This window comes from Brachybacterium squillarum M-6-3 (genome assembly GCF_000225825.1).
GTDB classification, from domain to species: domain Bacteria; phylum Actinomycetota; class Actinomycetes; order Actinomycetales; family Dermabacteraceae; genus Brachybacterium; species Brachybacterium squillarum.
The window spans coordinates 96877-117664 of record NZ_AGBX01000007.1; the positions used below are offsets into that span (position 1 = coordinate 96877).

Annotated in this window: 17 protein-coding genes; 13 read left to right on the forward strand and 4 right to left on the reverse strand. The window is 72.9% G+C overall.

The window, feature by feature from the left end; all coding sequences use genetic code 11:
- Positions 1-7: 7 nt before the first annotated feature.
- From uvrC to secG, 8 genes are all read left to right on the forward strand, one after another.
- Complete coding sequence (gene uvrC / locus OM98_RS10000; protein ID WP_010534484.1) at positions 8-1984, forward strand: excinuclease ABC subunit UvrC; 1977 nt, start codon at positions 8-10, stop codon at positions 1982-1984.
- Positions 1981-2886 carry an RNase adapter RapZ gene (gene rapZ, locus OM98_RS10005; RefSeq protein WP_010534485.1) on the forward strand — a complete coding sequence of 302 codons (906 nt, stop codon included), beginning with the start codon at positions 1981-1983 and terminating at the stop codon, positions 2884-2886. Before uvrC ends, rapZ begins: the two co-directional genes overlap by 4 nt.
- Positions 2883-3995, forward strand: a complete 1113-nt coding sequence (locus OM98_RS10010; RefSeq protein WP_010534486.1) for a gluconeogenesis factor YvcK family protein — start codon at positions 2883-2885, stop codon at positions 3993-3995. The genes rapZ and OM98_RS10010 overlap by 4 nt, the downstream gene beginning before the upstream one ends.
- The gene (gene whiA, locus OM98_RS10015) at positions 3979-4977 is read left to right on the forward strand and encodes a DNA-binding protein WhiA (RefSeq protein ID WP_029362869.1); all 999 of its coding nucleotides are present in this window, start codon (positions 3979-3981) and stop codon (positions 4975-4977) included. Before OM98_RS10010 ends, whiA begins: the two co-directional genes overlap by 17 nt.
- A gap of 106 nt (positions 4978-5083) precedes the next feature.
- Positions 5084-6088: a type I glyceraldehyde-3-phosphate dehydrogenase gene (gap, locus tag OM98_RS10020; RefSeq protein WP_010534488.1), complete on the forward strand. Its 1005-nt coding sequence runs from the start codon at positions 5084-5086 to the stop codon at positions 6086-6088.
- Between the two features lie 147 nt (positions 6089-6235).
- Positions 6236-7438, forward strand: coding sequence for a phosphoglycerate kinase (locus OM98_RS10025; RefSeq protein ID WP_010534489.1), 1203 nt, complete (start codon positions 6236-6238; stop codon positions 7436-7438).
- On the forward strand, positions 7435-8211 hold the full coding sequence (gene tpiA / locus OM98_RS10030) for a triose-phosphate isomerase (RefSeq protein ID WP_010534490.1): 777 nt from the start codon (positions 7435-7437) through the stop codon (positions 8209-8211). The genes OM98_RS10025 and tpiA overlap by 4 nt, the downstream gene beginning before the upstream one ends.
- A 179-nt stretch (positions 8212-8390) precedes the next feature.
- Positions 8391-8639 carry a preprotein translocase subunit SecG gene (secG, locus tag OM98_RS10035; protein WP_010534491.1) on the forward strand — a complete coding sequence of 83 codons (249 nt, stop codon included), beginning with the start codon at positions 8391-8393 and terminating at the stop codon, positions 8637-8639.
- 172 nt (positions 8640-8811) lie between these two features.
- Here secG and pgl read toward each other — a convergent pair whose 3' ends face one another.
- From pgl to tkt, 4 genes are all read right to left on the reverse strand, one after another.
- On the reverse strand, positions 8812-10524 hold the full coding sequence (gene pgl, locus OM98_RS10040) for a 6-phosphogluconolactonase (RefSeq protein ID WP_010534492.1): 1713 nt from the start codon (positions 10522-10524) through the stop codon (positions 8812-8814).
- Complete coding sequence (gene zwf, locus OM98_RS10045) at positions 10521-12083, reverse strand: glucose-6-phosphate dehydrogenase (RefSeq protein ID WP_010534493.1); 1563 nt, start codon at positions 12081-12083, stop codon at positions 10521-10523. Before zwf ends, pgl begins: the two co-directional genes overlap by 4 nt.
- Before the next feature lie 73 nt (positions 12084-12156).
- On the reverse strand, positions 12157-13269 hold the full coding sequence (gene tal, locus OM98_RS10050; RefSeq protein WP_010534494.1) for a transaldolase: 1113 nt from the start codon (positions 13267-13269) through the stop codon (positions 12157-12159).
- A gap of 94 nt (positions 13270-13363) precedes the next feature.
- Entirely contained in the window at positions 13364-15463 is a 2100-nt protein-coding gene (tkt, locus tag OM98_RS10055) for a transketolase (RefSeq protein WP_010534495.1), read from the reverse strand.
- Between the two features lie 359 nt (positions 15464-15822).
- On the opposite strand from tkt, the gene OM98_RS10060 reads away from it, so the two are divergent.
- The 5 genes from OM98_RS10060 (at position 15823) to OM98_RS10080 (ending at position 20780) form a co-directional block, all read left to right on the forward strand.
- Positions 15823-16785, forward strand: a complete 963-nt coding sequence (locus OM98_RS10060) for a heme o synthase (protein WP_010534496.1) — start codon at positions 15823-15825, stop codon at positions 16783-16785.
- Complete coding sequence (locus tag OM98_RS10065; protein WP_010534497.1) at positions 16782-17771, forward strand: site-specific tyrosine recombinase XerD; 990 nt, start codon at positions 16782-16784, stop codon at positions 17769-17771. Before OM98_RS10060 ends, OM98_RS10065 begins: the two co-directional genes overlap by 4 nt.
- Positions 17772-17845: 74 nt before the next feature.
- Positions 17846-18718 (forward strand): ParA family protein, encoded by an 873-nt coding sequence (locus OM98_RS10070; RefSeq protein ID WP_010534498.1) that lies wholly within the window; start codon positions 17846-17848, stop codon positions 18716-18718.
- Positions 18718-19623, forward strand: a complete 906-nt coding sequence (locus OM98_RS10075; protein WP_010534499.1) for a pseudouridine synthase — start codon at positions 18718-18720, stop codon at positions 19621-19623. The genes OM98_RS10070 and OM98_RS10075 overlap by 1 nt, the downstream gene beginning before the upstream one ends.
- Positions 19620-20780 (forward strand): prephenate dehydrogenase, encoded by a 1161-nt coding sequence (locus OM98_RS10080; protein ID WP_010534500.1) that lies wholly within the window; start codon positions 19620-19622, stop codon positions 20778-20780. Before OM98_RS10075 ends, OM98_RS10080 begins: the two co-directional genes overlap by 4 nt.
- Positions 20781-20788 lie beyond the last annotated feature (8 nt).

Consider the following 20788-nt stretch of genomic DNA (forward strand, 5'->3'; position numbering starts at 1 on the left):
GCGCGGCATGGCGGATCCCTCCACCTACCGGCCCGCGGCCGGCACCGTTCCCACCTCCCCGGGCGTCTACCGCTTCCGGGACGCCGACGAGCGCGTCATCTACGTCGGCAAGGCCAAGAACCTGCGCCAGCGGCTCTCGAACTACTTCCAGGACCTCTCGGTGCTGCACGAGCGCACCCGGCGCATGGTCACCACCGCGAACCGGGTCGAGTGGACCGTGGTCGGCACCGAGGTGGAGGCCCTCACCCTCGAGTACACCTGGATCAAGGAGTACGACCCGCGGTTCAACGTCAAGTTCCGCGACGACAAGTCCTACCCGTACCTGGTGCTGACGATGGGGGAGAAGGTGCCGCGGGTGCAGATCACCCGCCGCCCCCGCGCCAAGGGCGACCGCACCTTCGGCCCCTACCCGCAGGTCGGCGCGATCCGGGAGACGATGGACCTGATGCTGCGGGTGTTCCCGGTGCGCTCCTGCAGCGCCGGGGTGTACCGCCGCGCCGAGCGCTCGGGGCGCCCCTGCCTGCTGGGCTTCATCGGCAAGTGCTCCGCGCCCTGCACGGGGGAGATCTCCGTCGAGGACCACCGGCGCCTGGCCGAGCAGTTCGCGGACTTCATGGCCGGCAACACCGGCACCTACACCCGCCGGATCGAGCAGCGGATGCGGGAGGCCGCCGCCGCGATGGACTACGAGACCGCGGCGAGCCTGCGCGACGACCTGCAGGCCCTGGACGCCGTGATGTCCAAGAACTCCGTCGTGCTCTCCGACGCCACCGACGCGGACCTCATCGGCATCGCCCAGGACGAGCTGGAGGCCTCCGTCCAGGTCTTCCACGTGCGCGGCGGCCGCATCCGCGGACAGCGCGGCTGGACCGCCGAGATCCTCGACGAGTCCGACACGGCGGCCCTCGTCGAGCGCGCCATGACCACCCTCTACGCCGAGGGTGCCGCGCCCCGGGAGGTGCTGGTGCCCGTCCAGCCCACCAACCGGGACCTGCTCAAGGAGCTCATCGACCACCCCGTGGAGGTGCGCGTCCCCCAGCGCGGCGAGAAGAAGGACCTGCTGGGCACCGTCACCACCAACGCCGAGGAGGCGCTGCGGCTGCATCGGCTGCGCCGCACCGGCGACCTCACCGCCCGCACCAAGGCGCTCGAGGACCTCGGCGAGGCCCTCGACCTCCCCGAGCCGCCGCTGCGCATCGAGTGCTTCGACATCTCCCACTCGCAGGGCACGAACGTCGTCGGCTCCCAGGTGGTCTTCGAGGACGGCCTGCCCAAGAAGAGCGAGTACCGCCGCTACTCGGTCTCCGGGGCCGCCGCCCGCGACGACACCGCCTCCATGTACGACGTGATCTCCCGTCGCCTGCGCCACCACCTCGAACCGCCCCCGCAGACCGAGGAGGAGGCGCGGCGCTTCGCCTACCCGCCCTCGCTGATCCTGGTCGACGGCGGGCCCCCGCAGGTCGCCGCCGCCCAGCAGGCCTTCGACGACCTCGGCGTCACCGACATCGCCCTGGCCGGCATCGCCAAGCGGCTCGAGGAGATCTGGCTGCCCGGCGACGAGTACCCGGTGATCCTGCCCCGCACCAGCGAGGCCCTCTTCCTGGTGCAGCGCCTGCGCGACGAGGCCCACCGCTTCGCGATCACCTATCACCGCTCCAAGCGCGGCCGCGCCATGCAGGCCAGCGCGCTGGACGGCATCCCCGGCCTCGGCCCCGCCCGCCGCCGGGCCCTGCTGGACCGCTTCGTGACCGTCTCCGCGATCCGCGAGGCCGAGCCCGAGCGGCTCCAGGAGGTGGACGGGATCGGCCCCGCGCTCGCGGAGCAGATCACCGCCGCGCTACGATCCGAGCGGGGCGCGGACGATCAGCCGGAGGATCGGACCGCGGGGGAGAGCGACACCGCGGACCTGGCCGTGGACATGGCCACCGGTGAGATCCTCGATCCCCCCCACCCCGCGCACGACCCGGAAGGACCGCAACGGTGAGCACTGAGCAGACCCTCGACCCGCTGGACAGCGAGGGCGACGTCCGCGGGGAGGTCGTCATCATCACCGGCCTCGCCGGGGCCGGCCGCGAGACCGCCGCCCATGCCCTCGAGGACATGGGCTGGTACGTCGTCTACAACATCGCCCCGCAGCTCATCCCCACCCTGTACGAGCTGCAGGCCTCCGCCGAGGGCCGCGTCACCCGCTTCGCCGTGGTCGTCGACCCGCGGTCCGGCCCCTTCTTCTCCGAGCTGGCCGACGTGGTCGCCGAGCTGCGCAAGGCCGACCTGCGCCTGCGGCTGCTGTTCCTCACCGCCGACGAGTCCACCCTGGTGCGGCGCTTCGACTCCGTGCGCCGCCCCCACCCGCTGCAGGGGGAGGAGGGCGTGCTCGAGGGCATCCGCCGGGAGCGGGAGATGCTCGCCCCCTACCGGCGCAGCGCCGACCTGGTCATCGACACCTCCCCGCTGAACGTCCACCAGCTGATGATGACGATGCGCCAGACCTTCGGCTCCACGGCCGAGCAGCGCCTGACCGTCACCCTGCTGTCCTTCGGCTTCAAGTACGGGATCCCGCTGGAGGCGGACCACGTCAGCGACGTGCGCTTCATCCCCAACCCGTACTGGATCCCCGAGCTCAAGCCCAAGCGCGGCACCGACCCCGAGGTCGCCGAGTTCGTGCTCAGCGACCACAACGGCGCCGAGTTCGTCGAGAAGTACCTGGAGATGATCACCCCCGTGCTGCGCGGCTACAGCTCCGAGAACAAGCACTTCACGACCCTCGCGATCGGCTGCACCGGCGGCAAGCACCGCTCCGTGGCCGTGACCGAGAAGATCGCCGAGCAGCTCCGGCACGCCGGACACGCCGTACGGATCCGCCACCGGGACCTGGGGCGCGAATGAGCCTCGCCGACCGCTCCCGCACCCCGCATCCCCGCCCCGGCCGCCGCCGGGCCCGCGATGCCGGTCCCGCCCCGCTGCGCGTGGTCGCCCTCGGCGGCGGCCACGGTCTCGCCGCGAACCTGCGCGCCCTGCGCCTGCTGGCCGACGAGATCACCGCCGTGGTCACCGTCGCCGACAACGGCGGCTCCTCCGGCCGCATCCGCACCGAGATGCCCGTGCTCCCGCCCGGAGACCTGCGGATGGCGCTGGCCGCCCTCTGCGAGGACTCCGAGTGGGGCTCCATCTGGGGCGAGGTGATCCAGCACCGCTTCGACACCTCCGGCCAGCTGGACGGCCACGCCCTCGGCAACCTGCTGATCGTCGCCCTGTGGCAGATCCTCGAGGACCCCATCGAGGGCCTGGACCAGATGGGGGAGCTGCTCGGCGCCCGCGGCCGCGTGCTGCCGATGGCCCTGGAGCCGCTGGACATCGAGGCCGACGTGCGCACCGCCTCCGAGGGCCTGCGCACCGTGCGCGGCCAGTGGCAGGTCGCCACCGCCGAGGGCCGGGTGGAGCAGCTGCGGCTGGACCCGCCCCACCCCCGGGTCGCCCCCGAGGTGATCGAGGCGATCGGCCGCGCCGACTGGGTGATCGTCGGCCCCGGCTCCTGGTACACCTCCGTGCTGCCGCACCTGATGATCCCCGAGATCGCCGACGCCCTGCGCGGGGGGCCCGCCCGGCTGTGCGTGACCACCAACCTCTCCGTGGGCCAGCAGGAGTCCGAGGGCATGAGCAGCCTGGACATGCTCGACGTGCTCGTGGACCACGCCCCCGGCATCCGGTTCGACGCGCTGGTCGCCGACCCCACCGTGCTCGACGACGCCCTCGCCCTGTCCGAGGCCGCCCAGGCCCGCGGGATCCGCGCCCTGCTGCGCCAGGTCTCCACCGGCGACGGCACCCCCAACCACGACCCGGTGCGCCTCGCCGCCGCCTACCGCGACCTGTTCGCGGACGTCCTCGGGGACGTCCTGCCCGGGCGCGGCACCCCCACGGCGCCCACCACCCGCATTACCCCCGCCGCGGCAGGGACGCCCGAGACCGAGGAGGACCCCGATGGCGCTGACCGCTGACGCCAAGGAGGAGCTCAGCCACCTGGAGATCACCCGGCCCTCCGCCCGCAAGGCCGAGGCCTCCGCGATCCTCCGCTTCGCCGGGGGCCTGCACCTGGTCGCCGGGAAGGTGGTGGTCGAGGCCGAGCTGGACTCCGCCGCCGTGGCCCGCCGTCTGCACGCGATCATCGCCGAGATGTACGGCCACCGCGCCGAGCTGGCCGTGCTCGCCCCCTCCGGGATCCGCCGCTCCACCCACTACCTGGTGCGCGTCGAGCGCGAGGGCGGGATGCTGGCCCGCCAGACCGGCCTGCTGGACGCCCGCGGCCGGCCCGTGCGCGGCATGCCCCCGGCCGTGGTCGGCGGCGCCGCCGTGGACGCCGAGGCCGCCTGGCGCGGCGCCTTCCTGGCCCGCGGCTCCCTCACCGAGCCCGGCCGCTCCGCGGCGCTCGAGCTGTCCTGCCCCGGCCCCGAGGTGGCGCTCGCGATGGTCGGCGCGGCCCGCCGCCTCGGCGTCGCCTCCAAGGCCCGCGAGGCCCGCGGCGCCGACCGGGTGGTGCTGCGCGACGGCGACGCGATCTCCGCGCTGCTCACCCGCATGGGCGCCCATCAGGCCGTGATGACCTGGGAGGAGCGCCGCACCCGCCGCGAGGTCAAGGCCACCGCGCACCGGCTGGCGAACTTCGACGACGCCAACCTGCGGCGCTCGGCCCGCGCGGCCGTCGCGGCCGGGCAGCGGGTGGAGCGGGCCCTGGAGATCCTCGGCGACGAGGTCCCCGAGCACCTGCGCACCGCCGGGACCCTGCGGCTGGAGCACCGCCAGGCGAGCCTCGAGGAGCTGGGCCGGCTGGCCGATCCGCCGATGACCAAGGACGCGGTGGCGGGGCGGATCCGCCGCCTGCTGGCCATGGCCGACAAGCAGGCGAGCGATCTCGGCATCCCGGGCACTGACCACGGAGTGGACGAGGACCAATTGCCCCCGTCGCCCGACGGCGGTCATTGATAGTATCCACATGGTCGTCGGTTCCGACCGGCGTCCTCCGAGCGTACGACGGCGTGCGCGCCACCTGTCCATACTTCGCAGATCAGCTGCGGAACAAGGAGGAACCGTGACCACTAAGGTCGGAATCAACGGATTCGGTCGTATCGGGCGCAACTTCGTGCGCGCCGCCCTCGAGCAGGGTGCTGACATCGAGATCGTCGGCGTCAACGACCTCACCGACAACGCGACCCTCGCGAACCTCATCAAGTACGACTCCATCGGTGGCGTGCTTCCCGACGACGTCTCCCACGACGACGAGTCGATCACCATCGGCGACAACACCTTCAAGGCCTTCGCCGAGCGCGACCCGGCCAAGCTGCCCTGGGGCGAGATCGGCGCGGACGTCGTCATCGAGTCCACCGGCATCTTCACCGACGCCGAGAAGGCCAAGGCCCACCTCGAGGCCGGCGCCAAGAAGGTCATCATCTCCGCCCCGGCGAAGAACGAGGACGCGACCTTCGTCATCGGTGTGAACGAGGGCGACTACGACCCCTCCGCCCACAACATCATCTCCAACGCCTCCTGCACCACGAACTCCCTGGCGCCGGTCGCGAAGGTGCTGAACGACGAGTTCGGCATCGTCAAGGGCCTGATGACCACCATCCACGCCTACACCTCGGACCAGGTGCTGCAGGACGGCCCCCACAAGGACCCCCGTCGTGCCCGCGCCGCCGCGCTGAACATCGTCCCCACCACCACCGGCGCCGCCAAGGCCGTCGCCCTGGTGCTGCCGGAGCTCAAGGGCAAGCTGGACGGCTACTCGCTGCGCGTGCCGGTCCCCACCGGCTCCATCACCGACCTCACCTTCGAGGCCTCCCGCGAGGTCACCGCGGAGGAGGTCAACGCCGCGGTGAAGAAGGCCGCCGAGGGCCCGCTGAAGGGGATCCTGCGCTACACCGAGGACCCGATCGTCTCCAAGGACATCCAGGGCGACCCGCACTCCTCGATCTTCGACGCGCAGCTCACCAAGGTGAACGGCAACATGGTCAAGATCTTCGCGTGGTACGACAACGAGTGGGGCTTCTCCAACCGCCTCGTCGAGCTCTCCGCGCTCGTCGGCAAGTCCCTCTGATCCGCCCGTCGTCACCCTGACGACACGGACCACCCCGGAGCCCGCCGCTCGCCCCCTCACAGGTCGGCGACCGGCGGGCTCCGCCCGTCCCCGGGCCCGATTCGTCCCGATCCCCGGGCGATGAGCCCCGAATCGAAGGAAGCACCCGTGCTCAAGACCATCGAGTCCCTCGGCGACCTGCGCGGCAAGCGCGTGATCGTCCGCGCCGACCTCAACGTGCCGCTGGACGGCTCCACCATCACCGACGACGGCCGCATCCGCGCGGCCCTGCCGACCCTCACCCGCCTCACCGAGGCCGGCGCGAAGGTCGTGGTCATCTCGCATCTCGGCCGCCCCAAGGGCGCCCCCGAGGACAAGTACTCCCTCAAGCCCGTGGTGCGCCGCCTGTCCGAGCTGCTCGGCCAGGACGTCGCCTTCGCCACCGACACCGTCGGCGAGAGCGCCCAGGACGTCGTCAACGACCTCGAGGAAGGCCAGGTCGCCATCCTCGAGAACCTCCGCTTCAACCCCGGGGAGACCGCCAAGGCCGATGCCGAGCGGCTCGTGTTCGCGCAGGCCCTGGCCCGCTTCGGCGACGCCTTCGTCTCCGACGGCTTCGGTGTCGTGCACCGCAAGCAGGCCTCCGTCTACGAGCTGGCCACCCTGCTGCCCTCCGCGGCCGGGGAGCTGGTGCGCCGCGAGGTCGAGTCCCTGCGCAAGGTCACCGAGAGTCCCGAGCGGCCCTTCGTGGTGGTCCTCGGCGGCGCGAAGGTCGCCGACAAGCTCGCCGTGATCGACAACCTGCTGGGCAAGGCCGACCGCATCCTCATCGGCGGCGGCATGGCCTACACCTTCCAGAAGGCGCGCGGCCTCGAGGTCGGCAAGTCCCTGCTGGACGAGGAGAAGGTCGACGTCGTCGCCGAGTACCTCGACCGGGCCGAGAAGAACGGCGTGGAGCTGGTGCTGCCCGTGGACACGGTCGTCGCGCCCGACTTCGCGCCCGACGCCCCGGCCACCATCGTGCCCGCCGACGGCATCCCCGCGGACCAGGAGGGCCTGGACATCGGTCCGGAGACCGCGAAGCTGTTCGGTGAGAAGATCGCCGATGCGGCCACCGTGTTCTGGAACGGCCCCATGGGCGTCTTCGAGTTCGAGGCCTTCGCCAAGGGCACCCTCGCGGTGGCCGAATCCCTCGCGGACGCGAAGGGCTACACCGTGGTCGGCGGCGGGGACTCCGCCGCGGCCGTGCGCGCTCTCGGTTTCGACGAGGACGCGTTCTCGCACATCTCCACCGGCGGCGGTGCGAGCCTCGAGCTGATCGAGGGCAAGGAGCTGCCGGGCATCGCAATCCTCGAGGAAGGCACCAAGTGAGCGACCGTACCCCCCTGATGGCGGGCAACTGGAAGATGAATCTCGACTGGAAGCAGAGCCTGGCCCTGGTCGAGGACCTCGGCGGGCAGCTGAAGGGCAAGGACCTCGGCGGCGTCGAGGCGGCCGTGCTGCCGCCGTTCGTGAACATCCGCACCGTGCAGACCGCCGTCGACGCCGGCAAGCTGCCGATCGCCTACGGTGGCCAGGACCTCTCGGCCCACGAGTCCGGCGCCTACACCGGCGAGGTCTCCGGCCCGATGCTCACCGCGCTGGGCTGCACCTACGTGGCCGTCGGCCACTCGGAGCGTCGCGAGTACCACGGCGAGACCGAGCAGGTCACCAACGCCAAGGTGAACGCCGCCCTGGCCGCCGGTCTCACCCCCATCCTCTGCGTGGGCGAGGGCCTGGACGAGCGCAAGGCCGGCAAGCAGGTCGAGTACACCCTCGCGCAGGTCGAGGGCGGCCTGGAGGGCCTCACCGCCGAGCAGGTGGGCGGCCTCGTGATCGCCTACGAGCCCGTGTGGGCCATCGGCACCGGTGAGGTCGCCACCCCGGACGACGCGCAGGAGGTCTGCGCCGCGGTCCGCGACTGGGTGCGCACCGCCCACGGCGACCAGGCCGCCGACGCGGTCCGCGTGCTCTACGGCGGCTCCGTGAAGTCCTCCAACGTGGCCGAGCTGATGGAGCGCCCCGACGTGGACGGCGCCCTCGTGGGCGGCGCCTCGCTGAAGGCCGAGGAGTTCGCCAAGATCGTCGGCTACCGGGCCGCCTGATCGATCCCCGGCACCGCCGGCGCCTCGGCTGAGACAGCCGACACAGGCGGTGCCCCGGGCACGGGCCGGGTCCCCACGGGGCCCGGCCCGTCCCGTATCCTGAGGCGCGCGTCCGACGCGCCGTCGGACCCCGAATCCTGATTCAGAATCGTGACCCCTGGTGGAAGGTGACCGCAGACGTGGACCTCGCCCTGCTGAAGATCATCCTGCAGGTGGTGCTCGCCGTGACGAGCCTGCTGCTGGTGCTGCTCGTCCTGCTGCACAAGGGGCGCGGCGGCGGCCTCTCGGACATGTTCGGCGGCGGCGTCTCCTCCTCCGCGAGCGCCTCCGGCGTCGCCGAGCGGAACCTCAACCGCCTCACCGTCACCATGGCGCTGATCTGGGGCGCCAGCTGCGTGGGACTGGGCGTCCTCGAACGCTTCCTGTGAGCCGCTGAGCGCCGCCGCTGGGCACGTGCGGCACGGCGCACAGCCGGCACGGCACAGCAGAAGGGCCGGACACCGTGAGGTGTCCGGCCCTTCGTGCATCCTCGCCCGGGGCGGCACGGGACGGCGGGGGGCGGGCCGCCCCGGGAGAGGATCCCGAGGCGGCCCGTGGTGCTCAGGACTGCTGAGCGGCCGCCTCGTCCAGGTACCAGGTGGTGGACTCCAGGCCGCGCACGGAGGAGGCCGGCACCGACCAGGGATCGATCTCCCGGTGCCCGTTGGCGGCGGCCTCGGCCTTCTCGGCGCCCGCCACCAGCAGCCCCACGTGCCGGGCCGAGTTCAGCACCGGCCAGGTCAGGGAGATCCGCTCCGGCGGCGGCTTCGGCGAGTCCTCGACGGCCACGGCGCTGACGCCGAAGGTGCGCTGCGCCGGGTGCTCTGGGAACAGGGAGGCCACGTGCCCGTCCGGGCCCATGCCCAGCCACAGCACGTCGAAGAAGGCCTCGCCGCGGGTGCGGAAGGGGGCGTCGCCCCCGGCCGCGTCGAGCTGCTGGCCGTACCAGGCGGCGGCGTCCGCGAGCGACATGCCGTCCGCGGTGGAGGGCATCACGTGCAGGTTGCGGGCGGGCAGCCCGGCCGCGGTGAGCGGCTCCACCAGGGACTTGCGCACCTGCACCTCGTTGCGGTCGGCGTCGTCGGCGCCGACGAAGCGCTCGTCGCCCCACCACAGGTGCAGGCGGGACACGTCCACCCCGGCCTCCGCCAGCGCCGCGGGCAGGGCCGCCGCGGCGGCCGTGCCGACGCTGCCGCCGGTGACCACCAGGTGCGCGGCGGGACGCTCCTCGAGCGCCGCGGCCAGCTCCCGGGCGGCATCCGCCGCGGCGGTGGCCGCGACGGCCTGCGCGTCCGCGCCCACCACGTCGGTGGGCTCGGGCTTGCCGGTGGCGTAGGTGGCGGCGTCGTCGATGCCGCTGAAGGCGTGGGTGAGGACCTCGCTGTACACCTGGTCGGGATCCAGACGGCGCAGCTCCTCCGCCAGCAGCTCGTACAGGGAGCGCTGCGGCATGGTGACGTGCTGGCCCGAGTCGTCCCCGGGCAGGGTCAGCTCGACGGTGTCCTCGCCGTTGCGGTGCAGGCCGATCACGCCGTCAGGGCGGTGCAGGCGCACCCCGAGCAGGCCGGGGCGGCCCGCCTCGTCCCCGGTGGGGGCCTCGATGGAGACCTCGGAGCCCAGCGCGGACTGCAGCCAGGCGGCCATCAGCACCACGGAGGGGTCGCCCTCGGCGCCCATCACCTCGACGGAGGTGGGGGTCGCGACCGGCGGGATCTCGTAGAGGCTCGCCACCAGGCCGCGCCAGTTGGTCAGCCGCGACCAGGCCAGATCCGAGTCGCCGGAGACGTAGCCGCGGCGCAGCCGCTTCAGCGTCGCCAGCGGCTCGGAGCAGGCGGCCGCGTCGGTGATGCGGCGCTGCGCCATCGTCCCCAGCACGTCGTGCGCGGGGGAGGAGGGGGCGTGCTCCGGCCACCAGGTGACGATCGGGGCATCGGGCAGCAGCATCGGCATCACGAGGGTGTCCAGGGCGGACATCGACTCGCCGCGGGCCCGCAGGATGATGATCTCGCCGGCGCCCGCGTCGCGGCCCACCCGGATCTCCCCGTCCAGGCCGGACTCCTCGGCGTCGGGCTCGGCGTCCACCACGATCACCCGGGCGGGGTGCTCGTGGCTGGCCTGCACGGCGGCCTTCAGCGGCTCGTCGATGTCGTCCCCGGTGGCCACGATGATGAGGGTCAGGACCCTGCCGAGCGTGGTCGCCCCGAAGGTCTCCCGCATCTCGTTCATCTTCTTGGCCAGCGCCGAGGCGGTGGTGTCGGTCAGGGTGGTGATCACGGTCGCCTCCAGGTACGTCCGTCGCGGGCGAGCATCTCGTGGGCGGTGTCCGGGCCCCAGGTGCCCGGACGGTAGGGGGCCGGGTCCAGGTTCTCGGCCCAGTAGGCGGTGATCGGGTCGAGCACCTGCCAGCTGAGCTCGACCTCCTTCTGGCGGGGGAACAGCGGCGGGTCGCCCAGCAGCATGTCCAGGATCAGGCGCTCGTAGGCCTCGGGGGACTCCTCGGTGAAGTTCATGCCGTAGGCGAAGTCCATCGTCACGTCCCGCACCTCCATCTGGGTGCCGGGCACCTTGGAGCCGAAGCGGATGGTGACGCCCTCGTCGGGCTGCACCCGGATCACGATGGCGTTCTGGCCCAGGTCCGCCGTGTCCGTGGAGCGGAACGGCAGGAACGGCGCCCGCTTGAAGACCACCGCGATCTCGGTGACGCGGCGGCCCAGGCGCTTACCGGCCCGCAGATAGAAGGGCACCCCGGCCCAGCGGCGGTTGGCCACGTCCAGGCGCATCGCGGCGAAGGTCTCGGTGGTGGAATCGGCGGGGATGCCGTCCTCCTCGAGGTAGGGGCGCACCTCCTCGCCGCCCTGCCAGCCGCCGACGTACTGGCCGCGCGCGGTGTGCAGGGAGAGGTCCTCGGGCAGCTCGATCGCCGCCAGCACCTTCTCCTTCTCGGCGCGCAGGTCGGAGGCGCGGAAGGAGACCGGCTCCTCCATCGCGGTCAGCGCCATCAGCTGCAGCAGGTGGTTCTGGATCACGTCGCGCGCGGTGCCGATGCCGTCGTAGTAGCCGGCGCGGGAGCCGATGCCGATGTCCTCGGCCATCGTGATCTGCACGTGGTCGACGTAGTTGGCGTTCCAGATCGGCTCGTACAGCTGGTTGGCGAAGCGCAGCGCGAGGATGTTCTGCACCGTCTCCTTGCCCAGGTAGTGGTCGATGCGGAAGACGTCCTCGGGGCGGAACACCTTCTCCACCACGTCGTTGAGCTCCTTGGCCGACTCCAGGTCGTGGCCGAAGGGCTTCTCGATGACCACGCGGCGCCAGGAGCCGTCGCGCGGGGTGTTCAGGCCTGAGTTCGCCAGCTGCTCGCAGACCAGCGGGAAGGCGTCCGGCGGGATCGAGAGGTAGAAGGCGTGGTTGCCGCCGGTGCCGCGGGTGCGGTCCAGCTCGCCGACCACCTCGGTGAGGCGCTCGAAGGCCTCCGGGTCGTCGAAGGTGCCGGTGACGAAGCGCAGACCGCCGCGGAGCTGCTCGAAGACGCTCTCGGAGAAGCCGGTGCGGCAGAACTCCTCGACGTTCTTCCGCACGTACTCGGCGAAGTCCTCGTCGGACCAGTCCCGACGGCCGTAGCCGACCAGGCCGAAGCTCGGCGGCAGCAGCCCTCGGTGGGTGAGGTCGTAGATGGCCGGCAGCAGCTTCTTGCGGGCCAGGTCGCCGGTGACGCCGAACATCACCATCGAGCTGGGTCCGGCAACCAGCGGCAGGCGGCGGTCGCGGGGGTCGCGCAGCGGGTTGTCGCCCTCCGACGCGTCGCGCCCCGGGCTGGGCGCAGAGGATTCGGTCACGATGGTCCCTTCCTGGACTCGGACGTGGAGAGCACGGCCCGCCGCGGGAGGCGGACCGTGCTCGGGGTGGGGATCAGGAGCGGGCGGACTCCACCGAGGCGGAGACCGTGGAGATCAGCTCCTCCCAGGCCTGCTCGAACTTCTCGACGCCCTCGCGCTCGAGGAGGGCGAACACGTCGGCCAGGTCGATGCCGGCCTCCGCGAGACGTCCGAGCACGGCCTCGCCGCTCTCGGCGGTCTCGGCCGACAGCGGGGTGCCGGGCTCCGAGTGGTCGGCGACCGCGTCCAGGGTCTTCTCCGGCATGGTGTTCACGCTCGGGTCGGCGACCAGGCGGTCCACGTAGAGGGTGTCCGGGTACTCGGGGTTCTTCACCCCGGTCGAGGCCCACAGCGGACGCTGCACGTTCGCGCCCTGGGCCTTCAGCGCCGCGAAGCGCTCGGAGGAGAAGGCCACCAGGTACTCGCCGAAGGCGGCCTCGGCGTTGGCGACGCCGGCGGAGCCGCGCATGGTCTCGGCCTCGCCGCCCAGCTCGGCCAGGCGCTTGTCGATCTCGGAGTCGACGCGCGAGACGAAGAAGGAGGCCACCGAGTGGATGGTGGAGAGGTCCTTGCCGGCCTCCGCGGCCTGCTCGAGACCGGTCAGGTAGGCCTCGATCACCTGCTGGTAACGGGCGGCGGAGAAGATCAGGGTGACGTTGACGCTGATGCCTTCGGCGATCACCGCGGTGATGGCCGGCAGGCCCTCCTCGGTGGCGGGGATCTTGATCATCACGTTCTCGCGGCCGACGATCTCGTGCAGGTGCTTCGCCTGCTCGATGGTCTCGTCGGTCTCGTGGGCCAGGCGCGGGTCGACCTCGATGGAGACCCGGCCATCGAAGCCGCCCGAGGAGGCGTAGATGTCCGAGAACAGCTCGGCGGCGGCGCGCACGTCGTCGGTGGTGAGCTTCTCGATCACGGCGTCGACGTCCTTGCCCTCGGCGGCGAGGGCGGCGATGTCCGCGTCGTAGTCCTCGGCGCCGGAGATGGCCGCCTGGAAGATCGAGGGGTTGGTGGTCACGCCGACCACGTTGCGGCTCTCGATCAGCTCGGCGAGGTTGCCGGTCTGCAGGCGGGAGCGGGAGAGGTCGTCGAGCCAGATGGAGACGCCGGCGTCGGAGAGGGCCTGGGTGCGGGGGTTGCTCGTCATGGGGATTCGTCCTTCCGGGCGCGGGAGCGCCCTGCGTCGAGCGGAGGGGGACCGGGGCGGGGCCGCGCGGACGCGGCCCCGCCCCGGAGGCGGATCAGGCGCGCGAGGCGGCCAGGGAGTCGCGGGCGGCCTCGACCACGGCCTCGGCGGTGAAGCCGAACTCGCGGAAGAGGGTCTTCGCGTCCGCGGAGGCGCCGTAGTGCTCCAGGGACACGGCGCGGCCGTGCACCCCGAGCAGGCGGAACCAAGGCATCGCGATGCCGGCCTCGACGGTGACGCGGGCGGTCACCGAGGAGGGCAGCACGGACTCGCGGTAGGCCTCGTCCTGCTCCTCGAACCACTCGAGGGACGGCATGGAGACCAGGCGGGTGGCGACGCCCTCGGACTCGAGCTGCTGCTGCGCCTCGGCGGCGTACTGCACCTCGGAGCCGGTGGCGATGAGGATCAGCTCGGGCTCGCCGGAGGCGGCGTCCTTCATCACGTAGCCACCGCGGGTGAGGCCCTCGGCGGAGGCGTACTCCTCGCGGTCGAAGGTGGGCAGCGCCTGGCGGGACAGGACCAGGCCGACCGGCCCGGCGTCGCGCTCGAGGGTGGCGCGCCAGGCCACGGCGGTCTCGTTGGCGTCGGCCGGGCGCACGATCGACAGGTTCGGGATCGCGCGGTAGGCCGCGAGGTGCTCGACCGGCTGGTGGGTCGGGCCGTCCTCGCCGAGGCCGATGGAGTCGTGGGTCCACACGTAGGTGGCGGGGACCTTCATCAGCGCCGCGAGGCGGACCGCGCCGCGCATGTAGTCGGCGAACTGGAAGAAGGTGCCGCCGTAGGGGCGGGTCAGGCCGTGCAGGGCGATGCCGGAGACGATGGAGCCCATCGCGTGCTCGCGGATGCCGAAGTGCAGGGTGCGGCCGTAGGGGTTGCCCGGGAACATGTCGGAGCCGTGCTCCGAGGGCAGGAAGGAGGGCTCGCCCTTCATGGTGGTGTTGTTCGAGCCGGCGAGGTCGGCGCTGCCGCCCCACAGCTCGGGCATCACGGGGGCGAGGGCCTCGAGCACCTTGCCGGAGGCGGCGCGGGTGGCGATGCCCTTGGCGTCGGCCTCGAAGGTCGGGAAGGCGTCGGCGAAGCCCTCGGGCAGCTCGCGGTTCTCGAGCCGGTCCAGCAGGGCCGCGTTCTCGGGGTTGGCCTCGCGCCAGGCGTTGTACCGCTGCTCCCACTCGTTGCGGGCGGTCGCGGCGCGCTCGGCGAGGGCGCGGGTGTGGGCGATGACCTCGTCGGAGACCTCGAAGGTGGCCTCGGGGTCGAAGCCGAGCTCCTTCTTCAGCCCGGCGACGGCCTCGGCGCCCAGGGCGGCGCCGTGCACGGAGTGGCTGCCGGCCACCTCGGGGGTGGGCCAGCCGATGACGGTGCGCAGGCGGATGAAGGTGGGCTTGTCGGTGACCTGCTGGCCCTCGACGATGGCCTGCTTCAGCGCGGCGACGTCCTCGACGTACTCGGTGCCGCCGCCCGTCCAGTCGACCTCGCGCACGTCCCAGCCGTAGGCGGCGTAGCGAGCGGCGGTGTCCTCGGTGAAGGCGATCGAGGTGTCGCCCTCGATGGAGATCTCGTTGTCGTCCCAGATGACGATGAGGTTGCCGAGCTGCTGGGTGCCGGCCAGGGAGCTGGCCTCGCTGCTCACGCCCTCCTGGAGGTCGCCGTCGGAGACGATCACGTAGGTGAAGTGGTCGAAGGGGCTGGTGCCCTCGGCGGCCTCCGGGTCCAGCAGGCCGCGCTCGCGGCGCTGGGCCATCGCCATGCCCACGGCCGAGGCGACGCCCTGGCCCAGCGGGCCGGTGGTGATCTCCACGCCGGTGGTGTGGAAGTTCTCGGGATGGCCGGGGGTCTTCGAGCCCCAGGTGCGCAGCGCCTCGATGTCCTCCAGCTCCAGGCCCCAGCCGCCCAGGTACAGCTGGATGTACTGGGTCAAACTCGAGTGGCCGGCGGAGAGCACGAAGCGGTCACGGCCGATCCACCGGGGGGCGGTCGGGTCGTGGCGCATGATGTCCTGGTAGAGCAGGTACGCGGCGGGAGCGAGGCTGACCGCGGTGCCGGGGTGGCCGTTGCCGACCTTCTCCACCGCGTCGGCGGCGAGCACGCGCACGGTGTCCACCGCACGCTTGTCGAGATCGGTCCAGCCCTCGGGGGCCTTGAAGGTGTCGGTCACGGGTCGTGATTCCTTTCGGCGGGTGGCGGCGAGGTCGCCGCGGGGTCGGCCGTCTCCGCCCGGCGCGCCCGCCGCGCAGGACGCGGCGTGGGCGCGGGGCGCGAAGTGACACGACCACCCTAGTCCTCCCCGGGACGTTCCGCCGGGCACGTCCACGCTCCGCCGCCCTGTTCGCGGTGGGCGAAGCGGACGCGCCGTCCCCCTCCCGCGCCGTCCGGGGCGGTGCGGGTCGCAAGCGGGGTGCGAGGTCTCACCCCCGCGGGGCGCCGCCGCTGCCGGTGCCGGGACCTGGGACCCCGTAGGATGGCGCTGTTCGACGCGGCGCACGGTCGCGACCTCGTCAGGAAGGACGGTGGGCGGTGACCTCCACCCAGGACGCCCGAGGATCCGCGATCCACGAGGGCTCCCCGAGCACCGCTCCCGCCCCCGAGCGCTCCCCGCGCCGCGTGCTGCGCAACTATCTCGCGCTGACCAAGCCGCGCATCATCGAGCTGCTGCTGATCACCACGATCCCCACCATGTTCCTGGCCGCGGGCGGTTTCCCCTCCCCGGTGCTGATCCTCACCACGATGGTGGGCGGCTACCTCGCCGCGGGCGGCGCCAACGCGCTGAACATGTACCTGGACCGCGACATCGACGCGAAGATGAAGCGGACCCGCAACCGTCCGCTGGTGACCGGCGAGATCTCGCCCCGCGCAGGGCTGATCTTCGGCATCGCGATCTCCGCGCTGTCCGCCGTGTGGCTGGGCCTGCTGGTCAACGTGGTCTCCGCCGTGCTCGCGGTCGCCGCGATCCTGCTGTACGTCGTCTTCTACACGATGATCCTCAAGCGCCGCACCTCCCAGAACATCGTCTGGGGCGGCGTGGCCGGCTGCATGCCCGTGCTGATCGGCTGGTCGGCCGTGACCGGAACCGTCTCCTGGACCGCCGTGCTGCTGTTCCTGGTGATCTTCTTCTGGACCCCGCCGCACTACTGGCCGCTCGCCGAGAAGTTCACCAAGGACTACGCCGAGGCCGGGGTGCCGATGCTCCCCGTGGTCGCCTCCCGCCGCAGCGTCGCCATGCAGATGCTCGGCCACACCGCCGCGATGATCGCCGCGAGCCTCGCGATCATCCCGCTGGGCCACACCGGCTGGGTGTACGGCCTCGCCGCCGTCGGCGCCGGCGCCTGGTTCGGCTTCCTGGTGGTGCGCTACGCCCTGCGCAGCCGCCGCGGCCTGACCGGCAAGCAGCTCGCCCCGATGACCGTGTTCCACGGCTCCATCACCTACCTCACGATCCTCTTCGTCGCCCTCGCGATCGACCCCTTCGTGCAGCTGTGAGCGGCCGCGGCGAGGCCGCCGCCGACCCCGCGGAACAGCTCGCCCCCACCGCGCGGCGCCTGCTCGAGCAGTACCTCTCCCATCTGCGGATCGAGCGCGGGCTCTCCGCCAACACCCTGGCCGCCTACCGCCGCGACCTCGTGCGCTACCTGCGCCACCTCGAGGCCGCCGGCGTGGCGGTCGGCTCCGTGGACCCGGCCACCGCCGCCTCCTTCCTGCAGGTGCTGCGCAGCGGTGAGGACGGGGGAGCGGCCCTGGCGGTCTCCTCCGCCGCCCGCGCGATGGCCGCGGTGCGCGGCCTGCACGGCTTCCTCGACGCCGAGCGCGCCTCGGACACCGGCGACCCCACCCGGGTGGTGCCGAGCCCCGCCCTGCCCCGGCGGCTCCCGCATCCGCTGCCGATCGCCGAGGTCACCGCCCTGCTGGAGGCCGCCGGCAGGCCCGGAACCGGCCGCGACGCCGCCGAGCGGGCCCTGCGCGACCGGGCACTGCTGGAGATCCTCTACGGGCTCGGCGCCCGCATCTCCGAGGCCGTGGGCCTGGACGTGGACGACGTCGACCGCGAGCAGCGCTCCGCCGTGCTGCGCGGCAAGGGCGACAAGCACCGCGTGGTGCCCGTCGGCGGCTACGCCCTGGACGCCCTGGACGCCTACCTCACCCGGGGCCGCCCCACCCTGGCCCGCCGTGGCCGGGGCACCCCCGCGATCCTCCTCGGCTCCCGCGGCACCCGCCTCACCCGGCAGGCCGCCTGGCAGATCGTCCAGCGCGCCGCCCAGGCCGCCGGCATCACCGCCGAGGTGAGCCCGCACACCCTGCGGCACTCCTACGCGACCCACCTGCTGCAGGGCGGCGCGGACGTGCGCGCCGTGCAGGAGCTGCTGGGCCACGCCTCCGTGACCACCACCCAGCTCTACACCCAGGTCACCGTCGACTCCCTGCGGGAGGTGCACGCCCAGGCGCATCCCCGCGCCCGGCGTGCCCCCTGAGTGGGGCTTAGACTTGGGCGGCCCCAGGGCGGCGCCGCGGCCCGCCCCGACCACGACGACGACAGGACATCCTCGTGAGCCCCTCCTCGCACCAGCAGCTCGACATCGACCTCGGACCCACCGGTCGTCCGATGCCCGAGCTGCCGGAGCCCGCCCCCCTGGACGGCCACGGGCCCGCCCGGATCATCTCGATGGTGAACCAGAAGGGCGGGGTGGGGAAGACCACCAGCGTCATCAACCTCGGCGCGGCCCTCGCGGAGCTCGGCCGGAAGGTGCTGCTGGTGGACCTGGACCCGCAGGGCGCCCTCTCCGCCGGCACCGGCGTGAACCCCTACGAGCTCGACGTGACCGTCTACAACCTGCTGATGGACCGCTCCCACGAGGTGCGCGACGTGATCCAGGAGACCAGCACCGAGAACCTGGACGTGCTGCCCGCCAACATCGACCTCTCCGCCGCCGAGGTGCAGCTGGTCAACGAGGTCGCCCGCGAGATGGCGCTGGCCCGGGTGCTGCGCCAGGTCTCCGACGACTACGACGTGATCATCATCGACTGCCAGCCCTCCCTGGGCCTGCTCACCGTGAACGCGCTGGCCGCGAGCCACGGCGTGATCATCCCGCTGGAGGCCGAGTACTTCGCGCTGCGCGGCGTGGCCCTGCTGGTGGAGACCATCGAGAAGGTCCAGGACCGCATCAACCCGCGGCTGGAGATCGACGGCATCGTCATCACCATGTTCGACCCGCGCACCCTGCACGCCCGCGAGGTCTGCCAGCGCGTGGTCGAGGCCTTCCCGGACAAGGTATTCCACACCACCATCAACCGCACCGTGAAGTTCCCCGACGCCTCCGTCGCGGCCGAGCCGATCATCTCCTACGCCGGATCCACCAAGGGGGCCGACGCCTACCGGCAGCTCGCCCGGGAGCTCATCTCCCGTGGCGCCGCGGCCTGATGGCGCGCCGCGGATCCCGCCCCGGCACCCCGGGCGGGGCCGGTAAGAGCAGCGGCGGCCAGCGCCGCCGCAGCGCCTTCACCCCGCCGCGGGAGGTGCGACTGCGCGAGGCCGACGGCAGCGCCCGGCCCGCCGCGGAGACCGAGGAGCCGGGCGCCCCGGCCCCGCCCGCCGAGGGCGGCGAGCGCCTGCAGAAGGTGCTGGCCCGCGCCGGCTTCGGCTCCCGCCGCGCCTGCGAGGCGATCATCGCCCAGGGCCGCGTCAGCGTGGACGGCGAGATCGTCACCGCCCAGGGCGTGCGCATCGACCCCGCCACCCAGGTGGTGCACGTGGACGGCCGCCGCCTGCAGCTCGACGAGGGCACCCTCACCGTCGTGCTCAACAAACCGCGCCACGTCGTCAGCGCGATGAGCGACCCCGAGGGTCGCCGCGACCTCACGGAGTTCACCGCCGGCTACGGCAACCGGCTCTACCACGTGGGCCGGCTCGACTACGAGACCGAGGGGCTGCTGCTGCTCAGCAACGACGGCGAGCTCACCCACCGCCTCACCCACCCCAGCTTCGAGGTGGGGAAGACCTACGTGTGCCGCTTCGAGGCCCCCGGAGGACCGCCGCGCGGCCTGGTGAAGACCCTGCGCGACGGGGTCGAGCTGGAGGACGGCCCGGCCCGCGCCGACCGCGCCCGGGTGCTCGCCCAGGACGGCCGCGAGGCCGTCGTCGAGGTGACCCTCCACGAGGGTCGCAACCGCATCGTGCGCCGCATGTTCGCCTCCCAGGGCTTCGAGCTCACCCAGCTGGTGCGCACCCGCATCGGCCCCGTGCTGCTCGGCGACCTCGTCCCCGGGCAGAGCCGCCCCCTGACCGACCGCGAGCTCGGCACCCTGATGGCGGAGGTCGGGCTGTGACCCCCGTGAGCAGTGGGGGAGCGGCGACCGGCCCCCACGGCGCCGGCCGCAGCAGCCTGGTGCCCTCGCCGGTCCGGATCATCGGCACCGGCCTGATCGGCGGCTCCCTGGGCCTCGCCCTGCGCCGCGCCGGCGCCGAGGTGCAGGTCGAGGACGTCTCCCCGGGCACCGCCGCCCTCGCCGTCGAGCTCGGCGTGGGCAGCCTCCCCACGGACACCGACCCGGACCCGGCGCTGGTGGTCGTCGCCGCCCCGCCCGACGTCGCCGCCCGGCTGGTCGCGGACGCCCTGCGCCGCTGGCCCGGCGCGCTGGTCACCGACGTCGCCAGCGTCAAGGGCACCGTGCTGGAGGGCCTGCGCGGGCTCGCCGAGCCCGCCGAGCTGCGCCGCTACGTCGGCTCCCACCCGATGGCCGGCCGCGAGGTCTCCGGGGTGATCTCCGCCCGCAGCGACCTGTTCCAGGGCCGGCCCTACGTGGTGGTGCCCCACGAGACCTCCGCCCCCGAGGCGTCCAGCATGCTGCGCGGCCTGGCGACCGAGATCGGCGCCGTGCCCGTCACCATGGCTGCCGACGCGCACGACACCGCCGTCGCCCGGGTCTCCCACGTGCCGCAGGTGATGGCGAGCCTGCTGGCCGCCAGTCTGCTGGGCTCCACCGAGCAGGGTCTGGGGCTGGCCGGGCAGGGCCTGCGCGACACCACCCGCATCGCCGACTCCGACCCCCGGCTGTGGGTCGAGATCCTCGGCGCGAACGCCGCCGCCGTCGGCGAGGTGCTGCGCGAGGTGCGCGGACGCACCGACGAGGTGCTCGCCGCCCTGGACACCCTGGCCGGGGACCCCGACCCCGGCACCGGCTCCCGCCGCGCGCTCGCGGACCTGGTCACCGAGGGCAACCGCGGGGTGCGCCGCATCCCCGGCAAGCACGGCGGCGGCACCGACTCCTTCGCCGCCGTGCGGGTCCTGGTGCCCGACAGCCCCGGGGCGCTGGGCCGGCTGCTCACCGAGATGGGTGAGATCGGGGTGAACCTGGAGGACCTCCGGCTGGAGCACTCCCTGGGCCAACCCGTCGGCATCGCCCACATCGCCGTGGAGGCCACCCGTGAGGAGCTGCTCACCCGCTCCCTCACCGCGCGCGGCTGGACCGTCGCCGAGGGCTGAGCACCGTA